The organism is Rubellimicrobium arenae, from assembly GCF_017916275.1.
GTDB lineage: Bacteria > Pseudomonadota > Alphaproteobacteria > Rhodobacterales > Rhodobacteraceae > Rubellimicrobium > Rubellimicrobium arenae.
Window position 1 is genome coordinate 100,199 of sequence record NZ_JAFMST010000013.1, and the last position, 24,716, is coordinate 124,914.

The 24,716-nt window shown below is 66.9% G+C and carries 23 protein-coding genes; 11 read left to right on the forward strand and 12 right to left on the reverse strand.

The genetic code is table 11. From position 1 onward, the window contains the following. Positions 1-54 precede the first annotated feature (54 nt). From J3P31_RS18375 to J3P31_RS18390, 4 genes are all read right to left on the reverse strand, one after another. The gene (locus tag J3P31_RS18375) at positions 55-1,293 is read right to left on the reverse strand and encodes an ABC transporter substrate-binding protein (protein WP_210529974.1); all 1,239 of its coding nucleotides are present in this window, start codon (positions 1,291-1,293) and stop codon (positions 55-57) included. Positions 1,294-1,335: 42 nt separating this feature from the next. Next, positions 1,336-2,460 carry an enolase C-terminal domain-like protein gene (locus J3P31_RS18380; RefSeq protein WP_210529975.1) on the reverse strand — a complete coding sequence of 375 codons (1,125 nt, stop codon included), beginning with the start codon at positions 2,458-2,460 and terminating at the stop codon, positions 1,336-1,338. A gap of 116 nt (positions 2,461-2,576) precedes the next feature. Then, positions 2,577-3,248, reverse strand: a complete 672-nt coding sequence (locus J3P31_RS18385) for a GntR family transcriptional regulator (protein ID WP_210529976.1) — start codon at positions 3,246-3,248, stop codon at positions 2,577-2,579. Between the two features lie 75 nt (positions 3,249-3,323). Further along, positions 3,324-4,088, reverse strand: a complete 765-nt coding sequence (locus J3P31_RS18390; protein WP_368373113.1) for a mandelate racemase/muconate lactonizing enzyme family protein — start codon at positions 4,086-4,088, stop codon at positions 3,324-3,326. On the opposite strand from J3P31_RS18390, the gene J3P31_RS21485 reads away from it, so the two are divergent. Both J3P31_RS21485 and J3P31_RS18395 read left to right on the forward strand, forming a co-directional pair. Then, positions 3,996-4,316: a hypothetical protein gene (locus J3P31_RS21485; protein WP_246849804.1), complete on the forward strand. Its 321-nt coding sequence runs from the start codon at positions 3,996-3,998 to the stop codon at positions 4,314-4,316. The genes J3P31_RS18390 and J3P31_RS21485 overlap by 93 nt on opposite strands. Positions 4,317-4,421: 105 nt before the next feature. Then, entirely contained in the window at positions 4,422-4,664 is a 243-nt protein-coding gene (locus J3P31_RS18395) for a hypothetical protein (protein ID WP_210529998.1), read from the forward strand. Positions 4,665-5,022: 358 nt separating this feature from the next. Here the strand turns inward: J3P31_RS18395 and J3P31_RS18400 are convergent, their stop codons facing one another. The 5 genes from J3P31_RS18400 to J3P31_RS18420 are packed head-to-tail and all read right to left on the reverse strand — an operon-like array spanning position 5,023 to position 10,998. Further along, on the reverse strand, positions 5,023-6,642 hold the full coding sequence (locus tag J3P31_RS18400) for an ABC transporter ATP-binding protein (protein ID WP_210529978.1): 1,620 nt from the start codon (positions 6,640-6,642) through the stop codon (positions 5,023-5,025). Further along, on the reverse strand, positions 6,635-7,567 hold the full coding sequence (locus J3P31_RS18405) for an ABC transporter permease (RefSeq protein ID WP_246849654.1): 933 nt from the start codon (positions 7,565-7,567) through the stop codon (positions 6,635-6,637). Before J3P31_RS18405 ends, J3P31_RS18400 begins: the two co-directional genes overlap by 8 nt. A gap of 11 nt (positions 7,568-7,578) precedes the next feature. After that, positions 7,579-8,493 (reverse strand): ABC transporter permease, encoded by a 915-nt coding sequence (locus J3P31_RS18410; RefSeq protein WP_210529979.1) that lies wholly within the window; start codon positions 8,491-8,493, stop codon positions 7,579-7,581. A gap of 60 nt (positions 8,494-8,553) precedes the next feature. Continuing rightward, on the reverse strand, positions 8,554-10,029 hold the full coding sequence (locus tag J3P31_RS18415) for an ABC transporter substrate-binding protein (protein ID WP_246849655.1): 1,476 nt from the start codon (positions 10,027-10,029) through the stop codon (positions 8,554-8,556). Positions 10,030-10,083: 54 nt separating this feature from the next. Next, entirely contained in the window at positions 10,084-10,998 is a 915-nt protein-coding gene (locus J3P31_RS18420; RefSeq protein WP_210529981.1) for a DMT family transporter, read from the reverse strand. 221 nt (positions 10,999-11,219) lie between these two features. Between J3P31_RS18420 and J3P31_RS18425 the strand changes: the two genes are divergently transcribed. Genes J3P31_RS18425 through J3P31_RS18440 form a run of 4 tightly spaced genes read left to right on the forward strand, consistent with a single transcriptional unit; the run spans position 11,220 to position 15,404 of the window. Then, positions 11,220-12,413 carry a sialidase family protein gene (locus J3P31_RS18425; protein ID WP_210529982.1) on the forward strand — a complete coding sequence of 398 codons (1,194 nt, stop codon included), beginning with the start codon at positions 11,220-11,222 and terminating at the stop codon, positions 12,411-12,413. Further along, the gene (gene pdxA / locus J3P31_RS18430) at positions 12,410-13,363 is read left to right on the forward strand and encodes a 4-hydroxythreonine-4-phosphate dehydrogenase PdxA (RefSeq protein ID WP_210529983.1); all 954 of its coding nucleotides are present in this window, start codon (positions 12,410-12,412) and stop codon (positions 13,361-13,363) included. The genes J3P31_RS18425 and pdxA overlap by 4 nt, the downstream gene beginning before the upstream one ends. Then, positions 13,360-14,268: a dihydrodipicolinate synthase family protein gene (locus tag J3P31_RS18435; RefSeq protein WP_210529984.1), complete on the forward strand. Its 909-nt coding sequence runs from the start codon at positions 13,360-13,362 to the stop codon at positions 14,266-14,268. The genes pdxA and J3P31_RS18435 overlap by 4 nt, the downstream gene beginning before the upstream one ends. Positions 14,269-14,282: 14 nt before the next feature. Beyond that, the gene (locus J3P31_RS18440; protein ID WP_210529985.1) at positions 14,283-15,404 is read left to right on the forward strand and encodes an iron-containing alcohol dehydrogenase; all 1,122 of its coding nucleotides are present in this window, start codon (positions 14,283-14,285) and stop codon (positions 15,402-15,404) included. A gap of 2 nt (positions 15,405-15,406) precedes the next feature. Here the strand turns inward: J3P31_RS18440 and J3P31_RS18445 are convergent, their stop codons facing one another. Both J3P31_RS18445 and J3P31_RS18450 read right to left on the reverse strand, forming a co-directional pair. Next, a complete protein-coding gene (locus tag J3P31_RS18445; RefSeq protein ID WP_246849656.1) occupies positions 15,407-16,138 on the reverse strand; it encodes a FadR/GntR family transcriptional regulator in 732 nt (243 codons plus the stop codon). Further along, a complete protein-coding gene (locus J3P31_RS18450) occupies positions 16,135-17,304 on the reverse strand; it encodes a four-carbon acid sugar kinase family protein (RefSeq protein ID WP_210529986.1) in 1,170 nt (389 codons plus the stop codon). Before J3P31_RS18450 ends, J3P31_RS18445 begins: the two co-directional genes overlap by 4 nt. Before the next feature lie 128 nt (positions 17,305-17,432). Between J3P31_RS18450 and J3P31_RS18455 the strand changes: the two genes are divergently transcribed. Beyond that, complete coding sequence (locus tag J3P31_RS18455) at positions 17,433-18,578, forward strand: SPL family radical SAM protein (protein ID WP_210529987.1); 1,146 nt, start codon at positions 17,433-17,435, stop codon at positions 18,576-18,578. A gap of 320 nt (positions 18,579-18,898) precedes the next feature. Here J3P31_RS18455 and J3P31_RS18460 read toward each other — a convergent pair whose 3' ends face one another. Further along, positions 18,899-19,921, reverse strand: coding sequence for a LacI family DNA-binding transcriptional regulator (locus J3P31_RS18460; protein WP_210529988.1), 1,023 nt, complete (start codon positions 19,919-19,921; stop codon positions 18,899-18,901). Between the two features lie 136 nt (positions 19,922-20,057). On the opposite strand from J3P31_RS18460, the gene J3P31_RS18465 reads away from it, so the two are divergent. Genes J3P31_RS18465 through J3P31_RS18480 form a run of 4 tightly spaced genes read left to right on the forward strand, consistent with a single transcriptional unit; the run spans position 20,058 to position 24,605 of the window. After that, positions 20,058-21,140: a sugar ABC transporter substrate-binding protein gene (locus J3P31_RS18465; protein WP_210529989.1), complete on the forward strand. Its 1,083-nt coding sequence runs from the start codon at positions 20,058-20,060 to the stop codon at positions 21,138-21,140. 18 nt (positions 21,141-21,158) lie between these two features. Beyond that, positions 21,159-22,148: an ABC transporter permease gene (locus tag J3P31_RS18470; protein WP_210529990.1), complete on the forward strand. Its 990-nt coding sequence runs from the start codon at positions 21,159-21,161 to the stop codon at positions 22,146-22,148. A 4-nt stretch (positions 22,149-22,152) separates the two neighbouring features. Beyond that, on the forward strand, positions 22,153-23,655 hold the full coding sequence (locus J3P31_RS18475; protein ID WP_210529991.1) for a sugar ABC transporter ATP-binding protein: 1,503 nt from the start codon (positions 22,153-22,155) through the stop codon (positions 23,653-23,655). Next, on the forward strand, positions 23,652-24,605 hold the full coding sequence (locus J3P31_RS18480) for an ABC transporter permease (RefSeq protein WP_210529992.1): 954 nt from the start codon (positions 23,652-23,654) through the stop codon (positions 24,603-24,605). The genes J3P31_RS18475 and J3P31_RS18480 overlap by 4 nt, the downstream gene beginning before the upstream one ends. Positions 24,606-24,716: the final 111 nt, after the last annotated feature.

Consider the following 24,716-nt stretch of genomic DNA (forward strand, 5'->3'; position numbering starts at 1 on the left):
CGCCATAAACCCGGAGGTTGATACGATGTGACCTGGCCCAGGCTCACAGGGGGCTCACCGCGAGGCGTCCTCGAGGCCTGCGACCATCTGGTCCACGGCACCCTCGGGGCTGGTCTGCCCGATCAGCACCTCCTGGAAGGCGGGCAGCACGACATTCTCGACCCAGGCGGGGTAGCCGACGAAGAGGGGATAGACCGACCCGAAGCCCAGCGTTTCGGCTGCCGGAGCATAGAGCGGGTCCTGGCTGATCCGCGGATCCTGGGCGACCGTCGTCGAGGCCGGGAAGTAGCCGGTCTCCTCCAGGAACGCGATCCCGGCGTCAGGCTCGCCCCAGAAGTTGATCCAGGACCATGCCGCATCCGCGTTCGCCTCGCTCGACATCGCATGATAGGCATAGCCCAGCCTTGCCACTCGGGCCGCCGGGCCAGCCGGCATGGCGAGAGTGCCGAACTGGACGCCTGGCTCGAGCCGGGATGCGATGTCGCGGAACGAACCAGTGTGGTGCCAGATCATCGCCGTCTGGCCGGTCTGGAAGCCCTCGATGACCTGCCGGAAGCCGTCGTTCGGGGCCGAGGCCGGAACCGCTCCGTCCTGGGTCAGAAGGCCGGCATACCAGCGGATCGCCTCGACGGCCTGGTCGCGGTCGATGGAAAGCGTGTCGCCCACCTGCACGGGCGCGCCGAAGGCCTCCATGACGTTGACGATGTAGTTCTGTCCGCCCGGCCCGCCGCGCAGGCCGAACCCGTAGCGGCCCTTGGATGGATCGGTCAGGGCGATGGCGGCCTGCCGCATCTCCTCGAGCGTGGTGGGCGGCGCGATCCCGGCTTCGTCGAACCAATCCTTGCGGTAGTACATCCAGTCGACGAAGGAGAAGGCGGGCACGCCATAGATCCGCCCCTCCGCATCCGTGATCCCGGCAAAGCGCGAGTCGTCGTAGTCGCCACGCCGTTCCCAGCCGTTGACCCGCTCCGTGATGTCCACGAGCGCGCCCATCGCGGCCATGTCGGTGAAACGCTCGGACGCGACCATGACGACATCTGGGCGGGCGTCCGCCATCACGGCCGAGGTCATCTTGGTCATGAACTCGGTATTGGGAATGGCTTCGGGCGTTACCGTGACGCCCGGCCGCGCTTCGGCAAAGAGGGCCATGACCCTATCGAGCCCGGCCACCTCGGTCTGGCTCGTGAACGTGTGCCAGTACGAGACCGAGCCGTCCTGAGCCAAGGCCCATCGAGGGATGAGCGACCCCAATCCTGCGAATGCCCCAAGCTGCAGCGCAGTCCGACGGTTCATGACCGGTCTCATTCCGTGTCCTCCCTTGGCCCCTTCTGGGGCTCACCAGTGGTGTTGGTCCACCTTCAGCTTGGCGAGGGCCGTGGCATCCAGCCGCTCCTCGTCGATCTCGAATCCCAACCCGGGGCTGTCCGCCACGCGGAGCTGTCCGTCGGTGATGGCGAGCGGACCCAGATTGGGCAGGTTCCTGATCTGCTCTTCGTTGATCACAAGTTGCTCGTAGTAGTCGTTGTTCGCGATGGCCGCACAGAGCTGAGCGTTGGCCTCGCCCATCCCGTGGACCTGCGCCCGCATGCCAAAGCTGTCGGCCGTATGCGCGATCCGGAGCGATCCCGTGAACCCGCCTTTGTAGAAGCTCGAGATCCGGACCATGTCCAGCGCACCGGCCTCGATCCAGCTGGCCATGTTGAAATGGATGCCGTCCGAAGTCTCGGCGGCCAGGATCGGAATATCGAGCTTGTCGCAAAGCTTGGCATAGGAGCCGAGGTGGAACTCCCGCATCGGCTCCTCGTACCAGAGGAATCCTTCGTCCTGCAGCGCGCGCCCGACGACCAGGGCGTCGACATAATCCCACCCCGCCGAGCCGTCGAACATGAGCTGGGCTTCGGGGCCCGTCCATCGACGAAGCGCGCGCGAAAGTTCGATGTCGCGGCGGACGTCGCCCCAGGCGTGCAACTTGAAGGCGGTGAAGCCCGCGTCCATGCAAAGCTTGATGTGACGCTCATAGTCGTCGAGCGTGGCCCAGGTCACGGTGGACGCGTAGGCGGGCACCACCGGGTCGTTGCCCCCCAGCATCTGCCAGATCGGCAACCCGGCGAGCTTGGATTTCAGGTCCCAGGACAGCTGGTCGAGAACCCCCATGAACCGCATCGGGATCTCCTCGACGCGGTCCACCTCCCAGAGGAGGTGCCAGAGCCGTTCCGTCCGGAGTGGGTCCGCGCCCACGAAATGGTGGAAACGGCGGCGGATCAGGTCGAACGCCTGTTCTCCGCGATCCAGGATGATCTCTCCTGTCAGGCCCGAGTCGGTCTCCATGCGGAGGGCGACGCGCCTCGGCTGGGCCAAGCCGGGCAACTCCCCATGGGAACCGGGGAGCCCGTCGCGCCACAGGAAGCGCGGCCCAGGGTCGACCTCGAACAGCCAAGCCGTGAATCCGATGATATTCAAGAGGACGTCCTCTGATTTATCAGATCCAAGCTTAAACGAGCTTTAGAGGCAGTCAAGCTTAGCGTCGCTCGGTAGGCGACGTGTCGCGTTGGGTGGGGGATGTTGCGACGGCCTGTTCAGGCCAGCCCCAGATTGCGGCGAAGCGCATTCGCGAGGTGCTGCGTCATGGCGGCCTCGGCCATCTCCGGGTTCCGCGACCGTGCTGCAGTCAGGACGTTGAGGTGTTCGTTGATGGACAGCGCTGCGGTATGGAACGTCACGACCCCGTCCATGCGGACGATGCGGGCCAGAAGCTGAAGGCGCCGGTAGGACCCCTCCACGATGGGGTTTGCAAGCGATGCCACGACCGCGCCATGAAAGTCATCCTCCACCCTGGCCAGGGTCGGGGCGAGATCGGCCTCGGGTCCAGCCTGCCCATGCTCGCCGAGCCACGCGTTGTGCTGCGCGATGAGGGCTTCAATGATCTGGGGCTTGGCGGTCAGGGCGAACTGGCGGGCGCCCTGTCCCTCGATCATGGATCGGAACTGGTAAGTGTTCCGCGCGAGCTCGGTGCTGGGCCGCACGACCTCAATCCCGGACCGAGGATGGATCCTGAGGATGCCATCCGCCTCCAACAGCCGCAGGGCGTCCCGCAGCGGACCCACGCTCATGCCGGTCACTTCGCACAGCTCACCCTGGCTGACAAAGGACCCGAAAACGACCTTGCGACTGAAGAGCGCTTCAAGGATGCGGCCGTAAGCCACGTCGCTCAGACGCGGCGCAGGAGTCGGCGGAGTCATTCGGCCCATCTGCAGGCTCCCGTGTGGTTCCGGCCCGGTCGGCGGAGGCCGTGATCTATGGCCGAGTGGTCGGCTCCGGCCATCTCATATCCGCGCAGCCGTGTGCGAGTCCGACATCGGAGTGGGTGCCTGCCGATGCCGTTGAAGAACCGCACAAACGGGGCCGATAGCGAGCTCCTCGGTCTCAAGCACCTCAGGCGCCGACCAGGCTTCGCGCGCGGCGCTCGAGAGGGCGAAGCCGATTCCCGGTCGTCGTCCGACATGGGCATGGCCATCCCGGATCAGGATGGGCTCGTCGACCAGATGGTCATAGTTCTGGAAGGAATACTCCATCCATCTGACCTCGGGCAGCGCGCAGGCAGCATGGACCCCGGTCTCAAGGAACGTGTTTCCGAGCGACACCCCAACGCCCATGTCGGCCGCCAGCCATCCGATCCGCATGACCTCCGTGATGCGACCATGGACATTCAGAATGTCGGTGCCCCCGGCCTGGAGCAGTCGCCGCCGGCCCGAGATATCCAGATATTCGCCCGAGTTCACCTGAACCCATGGGACCATCGCCCGAAGCGCGCGAAGTCCGTCGAAGTCGTCCCGCAGGATCGGATCCTCCGCCCAAAGGATCGGAAAGCCGGAGTCCCGGAACAATGTGAGCCTTTGCGCCGCTTCCTCGACGGTCCAGGCTTCGTTCGCATCGATCATGACCTGCACGTCCGAACCCACAACCTGACGGAGCAGCTCGAGGCGGTGGAGGTCCCGATGGGGATCGCGATGGCCGACCTTGATCTTGAAAGCGCGGAACCCGGCCGACGCGGCTTCGGCGAAGAACGTCATGAATTCGCTATCGGTCATGTGGAAGTCGAGTCCGCTCGCGTAGGCGGCGACGGTTGGCCGCGTGCCTCCGAGGTAAGTCGACAAGGGAAGCCCGGCCTGCTGGGCGGCAAGGTCCCACAACGCAATCTGCAGAGCCTCGCCGAAACCATGGAACGCATCCCGCTGGTGACCTCCGCGCGGGCGCTCGATCCGGTGGATCAGGACCTGCGGATCCTGGCCGTCGAGACCGGGCCAGACATGACGTGAGAATGTCGCCTCCAGCACGGCCAGCGACGGATACGGGTCAAATAAGGTATGGCCAAAGCCCAGGCCCACGTGACCGGCCCGGTCCTCGATCTCAAGGGCTAGAGCATGGACCTGGTCGAACCGGACTTGGCTGTCGCCGATCACGCGATCCTGGCGAAATTGAAACCGGGTCAGGCGAAAGCCTTTGATCAGGTTGCCCTCCACGTGATGTCTTACTCCGCTCGTTTGATTTATCAGTTGCTGCCACATGGGAAGATGCGAAGCAAGCCTCCGGGCGGATGTAGGCCGGGTTTCGTACTTGCCGGATTTGTCGACTGGCAGCCCATGCGAGGGACTTCGCGCCTCTGAGATGTGCCTCGCTGATCGAGCGCGCAGATACAGCCGTTCGCTCCCTGCATCGCGGAAGCGAGAGGGTTGGAATGGTCAACCGAGGCATCCCAGATCGTGAGCCGATCCTGTGGCACTTGCCCTTATACGGCCTCGGTCGACGTCTGTTGGTTTGTCGTTCGACGGGTGCGCCCTCGTTCGCGAAAGGACGCTGCCCGACAGAATGTCACGACTGGCCCAGGGCCGCCATCGTGGACAGGTGAGAGCCGTTCAGGACCGTTCCACGATCCCAATACGTCCACATGGCTGCCGGTCGGCGCGACACCGATCCCTGGCCTCGCACAAGGCTCCTAGCGGGACGGGTCTGCCGCCCCTGCTGTCAGGCTCTGACCGAAAGGCGCTCGGCGCGCCGGGCGGCCTGGACGTCAGGATCTGGGTCGAGCCCAGCCGCAAGCAGCGCCTGCGTGTAGGGATCACGGGGGGCCTCAAAGACCTGCCGCACGGTCCCGTACTCGACGACGCGCCCTTTCCTCATGACCATCACATGGTCGGCAAAGTCGCGCACCACGGGAAGGTCATGGGCAATGAAGATGAACGCGATCCCCATTTCGCGACGCAGCCTGTTGAGGAGATCGATCACCTGCGCCTGCACCGAGACGTCGAGAGCCGACACCGCCTCGTCGCAGATGATGAGTTCCGGCTCGAGCGCGAGCGCCCGGGCGATGGCAATCCGTTGCCGCTGCCCTCCCGAGAACTGGTGCGGATATCGGTTCGCGTGCTCCGGCCGAAGCCCTACCTGCGCCAGAAGATCGGCCACGCGGCGGCGCCACTGCGCTTTGGGGAGGATCTCGGGGTGGATCACCCAGGCCTCGGAGATCAGCTGGAACACCGTCATGCGCGGGTTCAGGGACTGGGTCGGGTCCTGGAATACCATCTGCAGGTCACGGCGCAGCACAAAGAGTTCGACCGGGGACATGCGGAACAGGTCGCGCCCTTTCCAGAGCGCCTCCCCGGCATCGGCTTCGTCCAGGCGAAGCAGGATCCGGGCGAGGGTGGACTTGCCCGAGCCGCTTTCGCCCACGACGGCCAGCGTCTCGCCGGCCATCAGGTCGAGCCCGACGCCGTCGAGAGCCTTGAACGTCCCGTAGGTCTTCATGACGTTGCGGACCTTCAGGACCGGCTCGGCCGTCGAGAGCGGAGCGTGCATCTCGCCTTTGCCGGGCGCAGCGCCGATAAGCTTGCGCGTGTAAGGGTGTCGCGGGTTGTGGTAGACGTCGCGGGTAGTGCCGCTTTCCACGATCTCGCCCGCATTCATCACGACCACCCGGTCGGCGATCTCGGCCACGACGCCGAGATCGTGCGTGATGATGACCACGCCCATCCCGGTCTCGCCCTGAAGCTCCTTGAGCAGGGCCAGAACCTCGGCTTGCACGGTCACGTCGAGCGCGGTCGTCGGCTCGTCCGCGATGATGACGTCGGGCTTCATGGCAAGCGCCATCGCGATCATCAGGCGCTGCCGCTGGCCGCCCGAGAACTCGTGAGGGTATTTCCGCAGGGCCTCAGCCGGATTGGGGATGCCGACCCGGGTGACCAGCCGCAGCGCCTCGGCCTGGGCCTTGGCCCTCGACTGACCGTGGGCCGTCATCGTTTCCACGATCTGCCAGCCGACGTTGTAGACCGGATTCAGGTGGCTCAGCGGATCCTGGAAGATCATCGCGATGCGCCGGCCGTTGATGTCGCGCCGCTCGGCTGCGCCAAGCTTCAGCAGGTCGCGACCGTCGAACCGGATCTCGCCCGAGGTGATGCGGCCCGGCGGCATGTCGATCAGGTCCAGGATCGCCGCCGTCGAGACCGACTTGCCTGATCCGGATTCCCCCAGGATCGCCAGGGTCTCGCGGCGGTCGACATGCCAGCTCACGTCGTTGACGGCCTTCACGACGCCGCCCGCGGTGTGGAACTCGACCGAAAGGTTCCGGACCTCGAGCAGGTGATCAGCCATTGGAACGTCCCCTCATTTCAAGGCGCCAGCGCTGGGTGGGATCGAGTGCGATGCGCATCCAGTTCGAGAGCAGGTTCAGCGAGAGCGTTGTCAGGATGATCGCCAGCCCCGGCCAGAAGGACAGCCACCAGGCCCGGGTCAGGTGCTCCTTGCCCTGGGCGATCATCAGGCCCCAGGTGATCTCGGGCGGCTGGATGCCGATGCCCAGGAAGGACAGCGCGCTTTCCGCCAGCATGACGTAGGCGAAGTCCAGCGTCGCGATGGTCATGAGCGTGGGCAGGACGACCGGCAGGATGTGGCGCAGGACGATGCGGCGGGACGAGGCTCCCATGACCCGCGCCGCCGACACGAACATCCGCTCACGGATCTCGAGCACCTCGGCCCGGGTCGTCCGCAGGTAGACGGGGATGCGGGTGATCGCGAGCACGACGACGACGTTCGCGACCGAAGGCCCCAGGATGTAGAGGACGATGACAGCGAGAAGGAGCGACGGGAACGACATGATCACGTCCGCCAGTCGCATGATGGCTTCTCCGACCCTGCGGGAGGCGTAGCCCGCGACCAGCCCGAGGGCCGTGCCGACCAGCGCCGAGCATAGGACCGCCCCCGCGGCCACGGTGATCGTGTTGCGGGCCGCCACGATGATGCGGGCCAGAAGAGGACGGCCGAGCGAGTCCGCGCCCATCCACCAGAGCCAGCCACGCTCCCAGTCGAAGGGCGGGGCGTTGCGCCCGCGCAGGTTCTGCTTCTGCGCCACGTCGCCCAGCAGGGCCGGGCCGAAGACCGCCATGAGGACGACGACGAGGAGGATGATGGTGGCCGCCAGGGCGAACTTGTCGGCCCAAAGCATGCGCAGGAACCGGCGGGGCGCGCTCGGCTCATCGGGAAGGACCGTTCCATCGGTCATGGCGGGCACATTGCTCATGAGCGGTTTCCCTAGTGGCGGATGCGTGGGTCGAGAGCCGCGTAGGCCAGGTCGATCAGAAGGTTCATCACGAAGATCGCCAGGGCGGTGACCATGATGGAGGCCAGGACGACGGTGAAGTCGCGCTGGAGGATGGAGTCGATCATGAGCTTGCCCACGCCCGGAAAGCCGAAGATCGTTTCGATCACGACCGCCCCGTTCAGCAGCGAGGCCGCCTGGTCGCCGATCACGGTGATGATCGGCAGCATGGCATTGCGCAGGGCATGGACGAAGATGATCTTACGCGTCTTAATGCCCTTGGCCCGGGCTGTCTTGACGTAGGCCGACGAGAGCGCGTTGATCATCGACCCGCGCACGACCTGAACGATGAGGCCGAACGGCCGGATGAACAGGACGGCGATCGGCAGGATCCAGTGCCAGGGCGTGCCGGTGCCCGAGGTCGGCAACCAGCCAAGGCCCACGGCAAACACGACGATCGCGACGATGGCGATCCAGAAATCGGGCGCCGACGCCGCGACCAGGGAAAGGACGCCCGAGACCCGGTCAAAGAAGCCGCCCACCCGAAAGGCCGCGAGCGACCCCACGACGATGGCGGCTGCAGTCACGAGCGCCATCGTGATGACCGCGAGTTGAAGGGTCCAGACGAAGGCCTCGAGCACCACATCGATGGCGGGACGGGCCTTGCGGATGGACTCCCCGAAGTCGAGCTGGACCAGGTCGCCCACGTAGTGGCCGAATTGGACAATCAGCGGGTCGTTGAGGCCGTAGATCTCCCGGAACTGCGCCCGCATCTCGTCGGTGGCATCGATCGGCAGGTAAAGGTCGGTGGGATCCCCCGTCAGGCGCGACAGGAAGAAAACCAGAATGACGAGCCCCACCAGCGAAATCAGGCTGGCCACGGAGCGCTTTCGGATGAACGTCAGCATGGTGGGGCATCCTTCGGGATCAGCGGCCGCGGAGAGAAGGCTCTCTCCGCGGCCGGAACGTCACTCCTTGAAGCCGATCTCGGACAGCTGGAGTTGCGAGTTCGTGGCGATGGTGGGTGTCCAGTCGATGCGCTCGGCCACGCGGGCAAAGCCGACCATGTGGAACAGCAGCACGTCGGCGACCACCTCATCGTGGACATAGGCTTGCAGCTCGGACCAGAGCTTGTTGCGCTCCTCGCCGGTTGCGGCCGAGGCCCGGGTGATGAGGTCGTCCACATGCGGATCCGAGATGCCCGACTGGCGGCCTTCGGAGTGGTACTTGAAGTAGGCCGAGAAGCTCGGGTCGCCCATGCGGTTGTCGTGCATCGCCGCGATGATGTAGACGCCGCGGTCGGTCGGGTAGGGCTTCGAATAGTAGACTTCGTGCTCGGCCACTTCGACCATCTGGAGTTCGACCGTGAAGCCCGCCTCCTGAAGCATCTGCTGGATGGCTTCCATCACCTCGGTGACGTTCGGGAAGTTGGCGGTGCGGGCGAAGATGGTGATCGGCGTATCGACCGGAACTCCGTCGGCGCGGGCCTCCTCCAGCAGCGCCTTGGCGCCTTCCGGATCGTAGGCCGGCACCTGCACGTCGGGATTCCAGCCCTGGGTCGTGGGCGGATAGATCGCCGTCGCGAGCAGCGCATCCTGCGGCACCAGCGTACCGATGAAGGCCTCGCGGTCGATCGCCATGTTGATCGCGCGGCGCACCCGGACGTCATTCACCGGGGCCTGGGACGCATCGAGTCTGAGGTAGACGGTTTCGGAGTTCAGGTAGGGGATGTCCGTCGCCGTGTTGGTGGCATCGTCCTGAGAGATCGTGGGCGCGATGTCGGCCTCGCCGGCTTCGACCATGGCCGCGCGCACGGCGGGGTCGGTACGGACCACGTAGGTCGCTTGGGTGACCTCCGGCGCCTCGCCCCAGTAATCGTCGCGGCGGGTCAGGACGATCTGCTGGCCCGGGCTCCATTCCGTGACGGCGTAGGGGCCGGTGCCGACCGGGTCACGGACGAACTCGATCGGGGTTTCGGCCGGCACGATCGTCACGAGCGAAAGCAGGAGCGGCAGGATCGGCTGGACCGGGTCCACCACGAAGTCGATCGTCTGGTCATCGACCACGTTGGCCGCGACCGTCATGCCGCCGAAGTAGCGCGCCGCCTCGCAGGTGATGGTCGGGTCGAAGACCCGGTCGAACGAATGCTTCACGTCCTGTGCGTCGAAGGTGCTGCCGTCCGAGAAGGTGACGCCCTGACGAAGGTGGAAGCGCCAGCTGCCGTCCTCCATCTGCTCCCACGACTCCGCCAGCCGGGGCATCAGGCCCTGGTCGCCACGGACATCGAGTTCGGTCAGCGTCTCGTTGACGTTGCCCAGGATGACCCGGCCGATGTTGGACCGGGTGGCCATGCAGGGCTCCAGCACGTCCACTTCTTCATTGAGAACGATGGTCACGGCCTTGTTGTCCTGCGCCCAGACGGGCGTCAGGCTGGTGGCGAGCAAGAGAGCTCCGCCGGTTATCGCCTTTCCGAACATGTTCTTCCTCCCGGTTGTTGATTAAAGATCGGTGTTGCGTTCGGCTGCGGACGCCCGTGAATAGCGTGTCGCCAGCAGGGCCGATCCGCAGATGATCGCCCCGCCGAGCCAGGTGGCGGGGCCGACGACTTCGCCGAAGACGGCGTAGCCCAGGCCGGCCACGAGCGGCAGCCGCAGGAAATCCACGGGCGCGACGATCGTTGCGTCCGCCAGACTGAAGGCATGGGTCATCAGGGCCATGCAGGCGGCACCCAGGACGCCCTGCACGACAAGAAGTCCGCCCTCCCATGGGCTGGGCGTGCTCCAGATCAGCAGGGCAGGCAGGAGAGCCATGGGCGCGGTCAGGAGCAGGTTCCAGACCACGAGCGTATCGGTCCGGTCTCCAGAAGACATCGACTTCAGCATGAGCTGGATGAGGGCCGTCAGGAGAGCGCCGACCAGGGCGAAGCCCATGCTGAGCATTGGCGCGTCCCCGTCGGGATGAATGACCAGCAAGGCTCCGATGAAGCTGGCCAGGACTGCCAGGATGGTCGGCGTCGTCAGGCGCTCTCTCAGCATCGCGGCGGCGCCCAGCACGACGAAGATCGGTGAGATGAAGGCGATGGCCGTCACGTCGGTCAGCCGTCCGTAGGAGAATGCAGCGAAGAAGGAGACGAGGGCCAGAAGCTTCAGGCCTGCGCGCAATGCGTGCTGTTGCAACGGATACACGGTCCTGAGAACCCCGGGCCGAATGGCGACCCAGGGCAGCACGGCAAGGGCGCCGAACGCTGCCCGGAAGAAGCCGATGACAAAGGGGTGAACGGAGCCGCCAAGGGCCCGAACGATCGCCGCATCCGCGGCGGCAAGTCCCGCGGCGATCGCTGCCAGCCCTACTGCGAGGGTTGCAGGCGCGGTTCTTCCCACGTCTCGGATCACATGCTCCTCCGCTCCGGCCATCCTCCATGTCCGGCGCCTGAACCTTGGACCCGGATGATCATCTTGTCAACATGCGGATGCTTAATCTGTGTTAAAACAACTGTGCTGCCAATAAATGCATTATAGAACAGAGAGTTGATAGAGGAAAATGATAGATATCCAGTTCAGTCGTTGAAACTTCAACTTGACAACAGGGAGTTCGTGATCAACGTGCAGATCGTCCGCCGGAGGAGGAGTCAGGCATGGAACCCAACGACATCGCCGCTGCCATGACCGGCGAGGTGTCCGAGGTGGCACCTGGACGCTGTGAGGCGTTCCTGCCGTCTCCCAAGGTGCAGAACCACGCAGCCTTCCTTGCCAGATTGGCGGACGGGGCGCTGATCTGCGCTTGGTTCGGGGGGACGCTCGAGGGGAAGTCGGACATTTCGATCCACGCCTCCATTCTGCCCAAGGGCGGGACGACCTGGGGGCCTGCCCGGCCACTCAGCGGGGATCCTCATCGATCCGAGCAGAACCCTGTGATCTTCGCTGCCCCCGACGGCTCGACGTGGCTGTTCCATACGGCCCAACCCTCGGGCAACCAGGACGAGTGCCAGATCCGGATGGCCCGCCTGCATCGCGATCCGTCGGACCCGACGATGATCTCGGCCGAGGAGGGGCGTTTCCTCGATCTGCCTCTGGGCTGCTTCATCCGTGCCCCCGTCGCTGTGAGGGAGGACGGCGCATGGCTCCTGCCGATCTTCCGCTGCATCCAGCGGCCCGGCCAGAGATGGAATGGCAGCCATGACCTCGCCGCAGTCGGTGTCTCGACGGACGGCGGAGCCAACTGGACGCTGGACGAGGTGCCGGGCTCCATCGGCTCGGTCCATATGAGCCCCGTGGCTCTGGGGGATGGTCGGCTGGCTGCCTTCTACCGACGCCGGCAGGCGGACTTCGTGCACCGTTCCGAAAGCTCGGATGGTGGACGCACCTGGTCGGTCCCCGAGCCGACCGACGTTCCCAACAACAACTCGTCGATCGCTGCGATCCGCCTTGCCTCTGGCGAGGTCGCCATCATCTGCAATCCGTCTTCGGCCGCGACCTCTTCGGATCGACGCGCGTCGCTGTATGACGAGCTGGGCGAGGACGACGCCCGGCCGGACGCCGATCCGAGCGGCGGCTGCACTCCCATATGGGGCGTGCCGCGGGCGCCGGTCGCCGTCTGCCTGTCATCCGATGGGGGGCGCAGCTTTCCCCATCGCATCGTCATCGAGGATGGCCCGGGAACCTGCACCTCGAACGACTCGACGGACGGCCGCAACAAGGAGATGTCCTATCCCTGGCTGCTCGAAGGGCCGGACGGGACACTTCATATCGCCTACACATACCACCGCCGCGCGATCAAGTATGTCCGGCTCGCGCCCGGTTGGAAGCATGCAACCGGAGGCTTGGCATGAGCGACATCATCGGCATCACCATGGGCGATCCGGCCGGGGTCGGTCCGGAGATCTGTGTTCGGGCTTTGGCCGAGATGGGCGAGGCTGATCGTGCCCGAACCCGCATCTATGGCAACCGGCCTACCCTGGAGGCGGCCAAGGCCGCCCTGGGCATCGAGATGGATCTGGACGGGCATGTGGTGGACCTGCCGGTCGAGGGCGCTCCCCTACCGTGGGGGCAACTCTCCCCGGTGGCCGGCGATGCGGCCTTCCGCTTCATCGAAAAGGCCGTGCGGGATGCCGAGGCCGGCCAGATCGGCTGCATCGTGACGGCACCCATCAACAAGGAAGCCCTGAATGCCGCCGGTCACCACTACGACGGGCATACTGGGATGCTGCGGTCCCTGACCAACGCCAAGGCCGCTTACATGCTGCTGGCGTCGGACCGGCTCAAGGTCATCCATGTCAGCACGCATATCTCGCTCAAGGAGGCGATCGAGCGGCTGACGCCGGAGCGCGTGCTGGCCACGGTCCGGGCCGGGAACGCTCACCTCAAGCGCATTGGCATCGAAAAGCCCCGGATCGCCGTGGCGGGCCTCAACCCCCATTGCGGCGAAAACGGGCTCTTCGGCACCGAGGATGACGAGAAGATCGCCCCGGCCGTCGCGGCGGCGCGGGCGGAAGGCATCGATGCCTCCGGCCCGATCTCGGCCGACACCCTGTTCTACCGCGCCTATGCCGGGAACTTCGATCTCGTGGTCGCGCAGTATCACGACCAGGGGCATATCCCGGTCAAGCTCGTGGCCTTCGATACTGCGGTCAACGTTTCGGTGGAGCTCCCCATAGACCGCACCTCGGTCGATCACGGCACGGCCTTCGACATCGCGGGCAAGGGCATCGCGAACCACGGCAACATGAACGCGGCCATCGCCTATGCCCGCAAGCTCGTCCAAGGAGGGCGCGCCCAATGAGCTTTGCCATCTCAGGTGTCTATTGCGCCGCCGCGACGCCCCTGAAGGAGGATGGCACGCCCGACCTCGACCTGTTCGGCGCGCATGCCAAGGCCCTTCTGGAGGAGGGCTGCCATGGGGTCGCTCTCCTTGGGTCCACGGGCGAGGCCAACAGCTTCGGCATCCGGGAGCGCATGGACCTGCTGGAGGCCGCGCTGTCCGCTGGCGTGCCGGGCGCGGCCCTGCTTCCCGGGACCTCCACCAGCGCGGTGACGGATACGATCGCGCTGACCCGACATGCCGTGCAGGCGGGCGTCAAGGGCGTCGTCATGCTCCCGCCCTTCTACTACAAGGCGTTCTCGGACGAGGGGCTGTTCCGGTTTTACGCGCGGGTCATCGAGGGGGTCGGCGACGACCGGCTCAAGGTCCTGCTGTACCACATCCCCATGCTGACGGGCGTACCGATCAGTCATTCGCTGATCGCGATGCTGCGCGAGGCCTTCCCGGACACGATCGTCGGCATCAAGGACAGTGACGGCAAGATCGAGAACATGCAGGCCATGGCCGCCCGCTTCCCGAACTTCGGCGTGCTGGCCGGGGCCGACCCGCTTCTGCTGCCTGTCCTCCAGGCGGGCGGCGCGGGGTGCATCACGGCGTCCTCGAACGTCGTCGCGCGGGAGTTGCGGACCGTCTACGACCACTGGAACGACCCGTCGAGGTCCGAAGAGGTCAGGGCCGCCCAGGACACCATCGTGGCCTGGCGCAACCTGACCAACGCCTATGTCCAGCTTCCCACCGTCAAAGCGATGCTGGCCCGCCGGAGGGGTAACCTGGGCTGGCTGAACGTCCATCCGCCCTTCACGCCGCTCACCGAGCCCGAGCGCGAGAAGGTCTGGGCCGAGATGGCCCGGCTCGAGTCGATCTGAGAAGGGATCCATCCATGTCCAAGTCCCGCATCATCACCCTTCACCAACCCAAGCGGCTCGAGATCGGGGCAGGCGCCTCGGCCCGCGTCGGCGCCTGGGCGGAAGGCGCCGCGCGCGTCTTTGTCCTGGCGACGCCCCACACCTCCGGCTTCGTCGAGCATCTGGGCCTGACCGGCGAGGTATCGGTCTTCGACGCCATTCCCGGGGAGCCCGACATCCCCACCTTCGAGGCCGCGCTGGCAGCCGCCCGCGAGGCCAGGCCCGATCTCGTCGTCGGGCTGGGCGGGGGATCGGTCCTCGATGTCGCCAAGCTGGTCGCGGCAATGTGGGATGGATCCCAAACGCTGCGGGACGTGGCGGGGCCAAACCGCGTGGCCGGTCGGCGGACCCGCCTCGCCCAGGTCGCGACCACCGCGGGCACGGGGTCCGAGGCGGGCATACGCTCGCTGATCACCGATCCGGGGGCGGGCGCGAAGATCGCGGTGGAAAGTCCGCACCTGATCGCGGATCTGGCCGTGCTCGACCCCGAGCTGACCTATTCGGTTCCGCCTGCCGTCACCGCGGCCACGGGCATCGACGCCATGGCGCATTGCGTGGAGGCCTTCACGAACGTCAACGCCCATCCGGTCATCGACGGCTTTGCCCGCATGGGAATCGATCTGGTCGGCCGCTACCTCGCCCGGGCGGTCGCGGATGGCACGGACACCGAGGCCCGCGAAGGCATGATGCTGGCCTCCTTCTATGGCGGCATCTGCCTTGGCCCGGTCAACACCGCCGCGGGCCACGCTCTGGCCTATCCGCTGGGAACGCTCCTGCATCTGCCCCATGGGCTCGCCAACGCGATCATCTTCCCGCATGTGCTGGCCTACAACGAGCCCGTTGCGACCGAGAAGACCGCTGAGATCGTCCGGGCCCTGGGTTTGGCCGAGCACGCCGGCAACAAGGGCCTGCTGCAGGTGGCGCATGACTTCTGTGCGGGGCTTGGTGTCCAGATGAGCCTGAAGGCCCATGGCGCCACCGAGGATCAGCTTCCCCGCTTTGCCCGGGATGCGCACGGCATCCGGCGCCTCATGGACAACAACCCCCGCGACATGAGCGAGGGTGATGTCCTTGCCATCTATCAGGCCGCGTTCTGAGGTTACTCGGCGACGAGTTCGCCTTCGGCGGGACGCCGGCGCTCGAACAGGCGCTCGCGCGATCCCGCCAGGTGGTCGCGCATCAGGTCGCGCGCGCCGGCGCTGTCCCGGGTGCGGATCGCCTCGAAGATCGCCGCGTGTTCCCCGAACACCCGGGCCAGGCCGGCCGCATCACGCTTGACCGAGATGCCATGGAACCGCATTCCCACGGCGATATGATCCTTGAGCGCCTCAAGCGCCGTCGAGAAATAGGTGTTCTCGGCCGCCATCGCGATCGCGAGGTGGAACTCGAAGTCGGCGTCCTCGCGGTGCGACTGCCGGTTGGTGGCATCCCGCAGCAACTCGAGCGCGGCCTCGATCGCGGCCAGGGTTCCAGGCACGTGCCGTTCCGCCGCGAGGGCCGCTCCCTCCGGTTCGAGGGTGAGCCGGAACTCATAGCAATTGAGCAGGTCGGAGATGTTCTCCAGCTGGCCGAAGCCCAAGGGCTGCTTGAGCCCTATGGAGCGCACGAAGCTCCCCGCGCCCTGGCGCGAGTAGATGAGCCCCTGCTCGCGCAGGCGCCGCAAGGCTTCGCGCACGATCGGACGCGAGACCTCGAACTCGGCCGAGAGCTCATGCTCGGTGGGCAGCCGCTCGTCGGGCTTGTAGGCGCCGGACTTGATGGCCCGATGCATGCGGTCGAACACCACGTCCGCCAGACTCTTGCGGCCCATGCCATCTGCCGCCGGACTCATCGCTTCGCTCCCCTGATCATGTCGGCGACGCGCGCCAGCGTTTCGGCGTCGCCGAAGCCGCCCGACTTGGCAACCACCGTGAGTTCGCCGGTTCGCCCAACCGGAAGGCCCGGCAGGCATTCGCCCAGGAGTCGAAGCCGCTCGACGCCCAAGCCGCCAAGAACGGCCTCCGCAGTCGCGCCACCGGTCAGGAACAGCGTGTCGCAGCGGGCCGAGACGATCGGCTTCAGGTGCCGTGCCAGATTGGAGGCTACCTCGCCGGGGCTCAGCGTTCGGTCCCCTGGCGTGGCTTGGACCACGATGAGCGTCGCCTCTGTCTCAAGAGCTGCCTGCGGATCGAATTCCCCGTTGGGTGCGGACAGGTGGAGGACCTGGCCTCGGCTTCGGAGGACCTCGACCTGTTCCATCGTGATCGGGTCGCGCGATCCCACCACGAGGACCCCGCACGGTCCCGCGAGGGCGGGGGCGGTCGCCGTCTCGATCCCCGTCTCCCGGCGGGCCACGGCTTCGGCCAGGCCGCGCGCACCCACCAGAAGGACGTCCCCTGCGGCTTGGCCGAGCGCGGCCTCCATATCCTCGTCGCTTTCGACGTCGGGGATGAGGCTGCATTGCGCGAAGGTGCCAAGGGCCGGCGCGATGGGAATGGATCCATCCACGCCGAAGCCGCCGACCGCGCCGTCCCGCACGACGCGGCCGAAGTTGACGATGGCTGGAACCACGAGGGCGCGCGAGAAGGACAGAGCAGACAGTTCGGCCTCGATCTGCCCCTTCAGCCGCGAGTCGATCTTCTTGAAGATGCGAATGCTCGCCGGCAGTGCAGCCTTGGCTCGGGCCACCGCCGTCCGGGCCTCCTGCGGCGTCAGATCGCGTGAACGGGTGCTGATCGCGACGAGGTCTGCGCCCTGCGCGCAGGCTTCGGGGGTTGCGTCCGGGCCCAGCGCAACCTCCACGCGCCAGCCCCGCCCGGCGAACGGGGCTGCCGAGTCGAGAGCTCCGGTCAGATCGTCGGCAATGATGGCCAGCTGCAACGCCAAGAGTTCAGTCCCTGGATGGATGTCATTAACTGGTGTGTCATCATCAGTGAGCCAGTGCAATGTTGCATAGGCGATAGAGCGGAAGATCGCAGCAGATTTACAATTGACGAACAAATTTCTCTCCTCCCGCAATTGGCTTTGAGTTGAGACCAGGGCCCGCGGGCACAGACGCCTGTCGGTCGCTTCATCCGGGAACGCTTGTTGGCCCCAACGGTTGACCCGGATGGAACCGGGCTTCGGATGGGATGGCCATGGAGGACATGTCGGATGCTGATCCGGGCCTGACCGAAGGTTCGGCCATCGACCCGCAGTCGCCCCGTGCCGGTCAGGACCGCCCGGGGCGGAAAAGCAATATCCGGCCTTGGCGGCCCAAGCGTGTCGTTCTGACGCGATCAGCCCTGACGTGGGATCACGGGCGCCAGATCGCCGCGCGTGCCGAGGCGCTGGGTCTGTCCGTCGAGGAGTTGCAATCGGACCGCTTGGCACTCGACTTGCCGGCAGACCCGCGCCGCGCCTACGCCGAGGCCAAGGCGACCCTGGCGGTGGTCGTGGCGCCACCCTCCAGGCGGCGGCTCCAGCCGATTGCCCCCAGCGCCGACTGGCGGGTCGACCTGGCGGAGGGCTGCCCCGCACATTGCTCTTACTGCTATCTTGCGGGTTCGTTGAAGGGACCCCCGGTGACCCGGGTCTATGCCAACCTGCCCGAGATTCTGGAGGAGATCCCGCACCATCTGGGCAAGGGACAGGTCACCTCCCGCCAGGTCGCACGCGTTCACGAGGGCACGACCTTCGAGGCGTCCTGCTATACCGACCCGCTGGCCATCGAGCATCTGACTGGCTCGCTGTCCGCCCTCGTTGGCTGGTTCGGAGCTTGGGAAGCCCCGGCCCAACTCCGGTTCACCACCAAATTCGACGCCGTAGCCCCGCTCCTGTCCCTGGATCATGGGGGGCGGACCCGGATGCGGGTGTCGCTGAACCCTGCAGGTTTCGCACGTCACGAGGGCGGCACGAGCCCGGTCGCGGCGCGTCTGAGGGCCATGCGACGCATGGCAGAAGCAGGCTATCGGATCGGCCTCACCATCGCTCCGATCATCGTGGCCGAGGGTTGGCAGGACGCCTATGCGGGGTTGCTCCGGGATGCGGCTCGGGCCCTTGATGGCGTCGACCCCGACCTGACGGTCGAACTTATCACCCACCGTTTCACCGCCAGTTCCAAGGAGGTGCTGACGAGTTGGTATCCGGGCTCCGACCTCGACATGAGCGGGCGGGACCGGACGGAGAAGAGAACCAAGTTCGGCTCGATCAAGCATGTTTATGATGCCCCGACCATGACTCAGGTTCGGGCCTTCTTCGAGCGGGAGGTCGCCGACGCACTGCCGGGCGCTCGGATTCTCTACTTCACCTGAGCGTCGGCCTTTAACTCGGCTCGGTTCGCCGAGGGCAAGCTGCGGCTTGGACGAAGTGGGCTGCCGGCTTGGCGTCGAACCTGTCCAACGGGAGTGCTGAGCTTGGCAACAGCTTGGCTTGGGGACGTCCTGGTAATCCCTTCGACCCCCTGAACCTCTTGCCTGTCCTTGTGCGCCTTTCTGTCGTTATCTTCCGCCGAGTTCCTCGGACGGCTGGGACATGAGGCGCGCAGGCCTGCCCTGTCGGTGGACCCGAGTGTCGCGCATCTCGGGTATTCTGGGCCGCTGCCGGACGAACTGGTCGAGCCGACGTCGCTGCTTCAGGCCACCTGGACTGGAGCAACGGGGCGGTCGGTGCTGCCACGGATGATCAGAACCGGGGGCACGACGATACGGCCGGGACGGGCGGTCGTAAGCTCGGCGGCGGAATGCAGGACGCGCAAGGCTTCGTCTACCATTCGTGGCGCATCCTGGAGCACGGTCGTCAGATCGTAGGCCGCCCATGAGGCGGACGGGATGTCATCGAACCCTGCGACCAGCACGTCGTCCGGTACCCGAAGGCCCAAGTCGACGCGAAGCGCGTCGATCGCGCCCAGCGCCATCAGGTCGTTCGCAGCGAAGATCCCGTCCGGCGCCATAGGTCCCTCGAACAGTCGCCGGGTCGCAGCCCGCCCCCCTTCATAGCGGAATCCACCGGCCTGTATCGCCACCGGCACGCCCAGTTCGCCGGCCCGAGCGGTGAAGCCCGCCTGGCGCTCCCGTCCGGCGCTGCTCTCGACGAGCCCTGCGATCAGGCCGAGCCGTCGCGCGCCGCGGGCGACCAGATGGTCCGCCACAAGGCGCGCCGCGAGCACGTTGTCCGAGCTGACCGAAACCACCCGGTCGCCGAAGGACGACGCATTGAAGGCGATCACCGGGATGCGAAGCTGCTCGAGCTGCCGGACGCTGTCGTCGGACAGGATGGCCAGCGCGCTGACCACCGCATCCACCCGGTAGCTCGCGAGCGTCGGGACCACGTCATCGAAGGCGCAGTCGTTGTCCACATGCACGAGGAGGGGCTGCCAGCCCTCCGCCTGAAGACGGGCGACAAAGGCTTCGAGCACGCTGGAATAGAACGGATTGTACATGCCGCCGATGACCAGCGCCACCAAGTGGGATCGATGCGTCAGCATGATCTGGGGAATGCGGCTGGGCCGGTAGCCGAGCTCGTCGGCGGCGGCCAGAACCTTGCGCCGGGTTTCCTCCGACACGGACGCGCCGGGTCGGTAGGTCCGGGACACCGCCGACTGCGACACCCCGGCAAGCCGGGCCACGTCGGTGGAGGAAGCGTAGCGCTTGATCATCGCAGGTGACCGGATTGGCAGGCTGCAAGGGGCAGGATCGGTCGGGCGGGCCTAAGGCAGATTGACAGGCCGTCGCAAGCTTGCATAGCTAGTCATGCGCGATGAACACATAATCAAGAAGCGCAGGGAGGATTCCATGACACTCTGGCGACAGGTCCCAGGGGGCCTGATCCGACGTCGCACGTTGCTTCAAGGAATGGCGGGCCTCGCCGCCGTCGGGGCGATGGGCCGGCCCGCGCGGGCGCAGGATATGCCCACGCTCGTGAACTCCATCCGGTCGCTGTCGAACCCCTACCACGCCACCTGGAACCAGGGTGGCGAAGCCTTTGCGGCGGCGATTGGCGCTCCTTATGTCACCCTGGTCACGGAAGGTGACAGCGAGAAAGGGATCGCCGACATCCGCGCGATCCTGCAGAAGACGGGCGGCAACGCCGTCATCAACGTGGACCCCAACGACGCGCCGGACGCCCGGCCCATCGTCGAGGCCTGCGTACAGGCCGGCGCGCATGTCCTGACCCAGTGGAACAAGCCCGCCGACCTTCATCCCTGGGACTTCAATCCCAACTACGTCTCCCACGTCAGCTTCGACGGCGTGGAGTACGGTGGTCGCACCGCCCAGGTGCTCATCGATGCGATCGGGGGATCGGGCGGCATCGTGGCGTTGGGGGGCATCCTGTCCAACACGGCCGCGATCGACCGGCGCACGGGCCTGGAGGCGACGCTGGCGGCCAACCCGAACGTGGAGCTCCTCGACTTCCAGGTGGCCGACTGGCAGTCCGGAAAGGCGTTCGACACCACGAGCGCCTGGCTCACGCGGTTCGGGCCGGACATCAAGGGCATCTGGGCGGCGAACGACGACATGGCCATCGGCGCGCTCGAGGCGCTTCGGGCCGAAGGTCTTCAGGGCCAGATCCCGATCACCGGCATCGACGGCATCCAGACGGCCGTGGAGGCCGTGCGCGCGGGCGAGATGACCGCGACCGTCTTCTGGGATCCGTTCTGGCAAGGCGCCATGGGCCTTTCCATTCCGTACCATGCCCGGACCGGGACCTTCGACCCGGCCGCGGAACCGCCCGAGCACCGCGAGTTCTATGGCAGCGCGACGGTGGTCACCACCGAGAACGCCGAGAGCTTCTATGCGGAGCATATCGCCGCGACGCCGCAACTCGACTTCGAGGATCTCTGGGGCCGCGTGAGCGGTCAGATCCGGCAGAGCTGACAGGCCGTGGGCGCAGGCATGACGACCACAGCCGGCAAGGGGCGCGCGTCGGCACGCCTCTGGACCTCGGTGCCGTGGCGGGCCTTGGCGCCGGTCGTCGTGCTGGCGGCCCTCTGCATCGCTCTCGGGCTCGCCGCCGACAACTTCGCGACGGCGGGCAACTTCGCACGCATCGCCACCTCCGCTGCGGTGCCGGCGGTGTTGGCCACTGGCGTCACGCTCGTCATCCTGATGGGGGGCATCGACCTGTCGGTCGAGGGCGCCATGGCGGTGGCTGCGGTCGTCGCGGCTCTGGTGCTCGTGGCTGCGCCAGGAGCGCTGGGCGCGGTGGCGGCAGCCTTTGCCGCCCTGGCCGCCGGGGCCGCCCTGGGCGCGGTGTCCGGGGCGATCCATGTCGGATTGCGGGCGCCGTCCTTCATGGTGACGCTGGGCACCTGGTTCATCGGCCTGGGCCTGGCCGTCTGGCTGGTCGGCGGCGGAACGGTGTCGGTGCGCGACTCCGAACTGCGCGTGCTGGCCCTTGTGCGGCTCGGCGGCCTGCCGCTCAGCGTCTGGGTTGCGCTCGGGACCGTGCTGATCGCCTGGGTCCTGCAGTCCCGGACGCGGCTGGGGCGCGCGCTCTTTGCCGTGGGCGGCGGTGAGGATCTCGCGGCCCAGTCGGGGGTTCCCGTGGGCCGGGTCAAGGTTGCGGCCTTCGCCCTGGCCGGGCTCTGCTATGGGCTGGGCGCGGTGCTGGCGGTCGCCCAGCTTGGCCAAGGGAATGCCGAAATCGGGACCGGCCGCCTGTTCGCGGCAGTCAGCGCGGCCGTTGTCGGCGGGACTTCCCTGCTGGGCGGTCATGGCGGGGTGCTCCATTCGCTCGTCGGCGTGCTCGTGGTCGTGGTGCTGTCCAACGGCATGATCCTGCTCGGCGTGCCGCCTTATCTGCAGCAGGCCGTGCAGGGCCTTCTCATCATCATCGCCGTGGCCGTGTCGCTCGACCGCCGCGGACAGGGCCTGGTGAAGTGAGCCGATGCTGACCGCCGAGAACCTTCGCAAGAGCTATGCTGGCGTCGAGGCGCTGCGGGGCGTCAGCTTCGAGGTGCGCCCGGGCGAGGTGGTTGGCCTTGTCGGCGAGAACGGGGCGGGCAAGTCCACCCTGATGCGGCTTCTAGCGGGCACCCAGCGGCCGTCGGGTGGTCGAATCCTGCGGGATGGGCAGCCCGTCAGCCTGGCGTCTCCACGCGATGCCAACGCCATGGGCATCGCCATGGTCTTCCAGGAGCAGTCGCTGATCCTGAACCTGTCCGTGGCCGAGAACCTTTTCCTCGGCCAAGACGGGGAGTTCGTCCGACATGGCCTGATCGACCGTCGTGCCCTGCGCCGGGCGGCCCTCCACCAACTGGCCAAAGTGGGGCTCGACATCGATCCCGACCGTCGCGCAGGGGAACTCTCGTTCGCGCAGCGCCAGATGGTGGAACTGGCCAAGGCCCTGGCGCTGGAGGATCGCGTCGACCGGGACCTCGTCATCCTCCTCGACGAGCCGACGTCGGTGCTGGAGCAGGCCGAGATCGACCTCCTGTTCAGCCGCGTGAGGGATCTGCAGAGCCGGGCGAGCTTCGTTTTCGTGTCGCACCGGCTGGACGAGGTGCTGGCCATCAGCGACCGCGTCTACGTGATGCGGGATGGGGCCGTGGTGGCCGAGGCACCGGCCTCGGCGGTGACCCCGGCAGACCTTCACCAGATGATGGTCGGGCGCGGGGTGCGGACCGAGTACTATCTCGAGAGCCGGCAGGAGCCGCCCCGCAGCGACGTCGCCCTCGCGGTTCGGGGGCTGGGGCAGCAGGGCGCCTTCCGGGACGTGAGCTTCGACCTCCATCGCGGCGAGGTGCTCGGGCTGGCTGGCGTGATCGGGTCCGGGCGGGAGGCGTTGATCCGGGTGCTATTCGGCTTCGAGCGTCCCGACGCCGGGGGCATGGAGGTCGAGGGCCAGGCCTATGCGCCGCGGTCGCCCGCCGACGCCGTGGCGCGTGGGCTCGGCTTCGTCCCGAGCGAGCGGAGGACGGAAGGCCTCGTGATGACGCTGTCGCTGGGGGCCAACATCACCTTGGCCCGGATCCGCGAAGCGATGACGCCATGGGGCCTCAGCCGTAGCAAGGAGCAGGCCTTGGCGCGGGACTGGATCTCTCGCCTGGGCATCCGCACGCCGTCCGCCGACACGCCGTGCCGCAATCTTTCGGGTGGAAATCAGCAGAAAGTGGTGCTGGCCAAGTGGCGCACCGCCGGATCGCGTGTGCTGATCCTTGATCATCCGACGCGCGGAGTCGACGTCGGCGCCAAGGAGGAGGTGTTCCGGCTCATCCGGGACCTTTGCGACGAAGGCGTCGCCATCCTTCTCGTTGCTGACACCCTTGAGGAGACCATCGGCCTGAGCCACCGGGTTCTCGTGATGCGCGACGGCGCGATCAGCGCCGAACTGCCCGCCCCGGCCGGCGGGAAGCCCGAGCAGGTCCGCATCGTGGAGCATATGGTATGATCACCCTGGCCGCTCCCGGGCCACGCCTGCGCGCGGCGCTGCCGATGCTGGTGCTGGCAGGGCTCATGGCCGCCCTCGGGCTGGCCGTGCCCGGCTTTGCATCGCCGGCAACATTGCTCCTGGTTTTGGCCGATACGGCGACGCTCTTCGTGCTGGCCGCCGGCCTGTCCTTCGTGATCGTGATCGGCAGCATTGACCTGGGCGTGACGGCCACGGCCTCGCTGGCCGGAGTGGTGACGGCGCTGCTGCTGCCGGGCTGGGGCGGCTGGGCCTTTCCCGTGGCGCTGGCCGCCGGGCTTCTGGCAGGGACGGTCACGGGGCTCGTCCATGTCGGATTGCGGGTGCCTTCCTTCATCGCCTCGCTGGCCGCCGGGGGCGTGGTGGGCGGGCTCACGCTCTGGCTGTCGGACGCCCAGGCCGTCACCATCGGGCAGACCGACCGGCCCTGGCTCGATTGGGTTGCGGGCGAGACGGCGGGCCTGCCGCATATCATCGTGGTCGCTGCGGGGGCGCTGCTGCTCGGCTGGGGGCTTCAACGTCTGACGCCCCTGGGCCGCTTCGGGCTCGCCATCGGCGCGAGCGAACCGGCCACCGTGGCCTCCGGGGTCCGGGTGGCACGGTACAAGGTGCTGGCCTTCGCCCTGTCCGGGCTTTTCGCGGCCTTGGCAGGGATCATGCTGGCCGCACGCCTCACGAGCGGTTCTCCGACCGGAGCAAGCGAGCTCCTGCTTCCCTCGATCGCCGCCGTGATCGTAGGGGGGACCGCCATTACCGGCGGGACGGGCGGGGTTGCGCGGACGGCGGTCGGGGCGCTGACCGTGTCGGTCGCGCGGCTCGGCATGACATTCCTTGGGGTGGACGCCTTCGCGCAGCAGATCCTGTTCGGGGTCGTCCTGATCGCCGCCGTCGCCATCACCACGGATCGCGCCAGCGTGGTGGTGACCAAATGAAGCACGATACAAGAGGGGCTGACTGACCATGGACCTGGGGTTGGCGGGCAAGGTGGCGGTGGTGACGGGGGGGAGCGTCGGCATCGGGCTGGGGGTGGCGCGGGCCTTGGC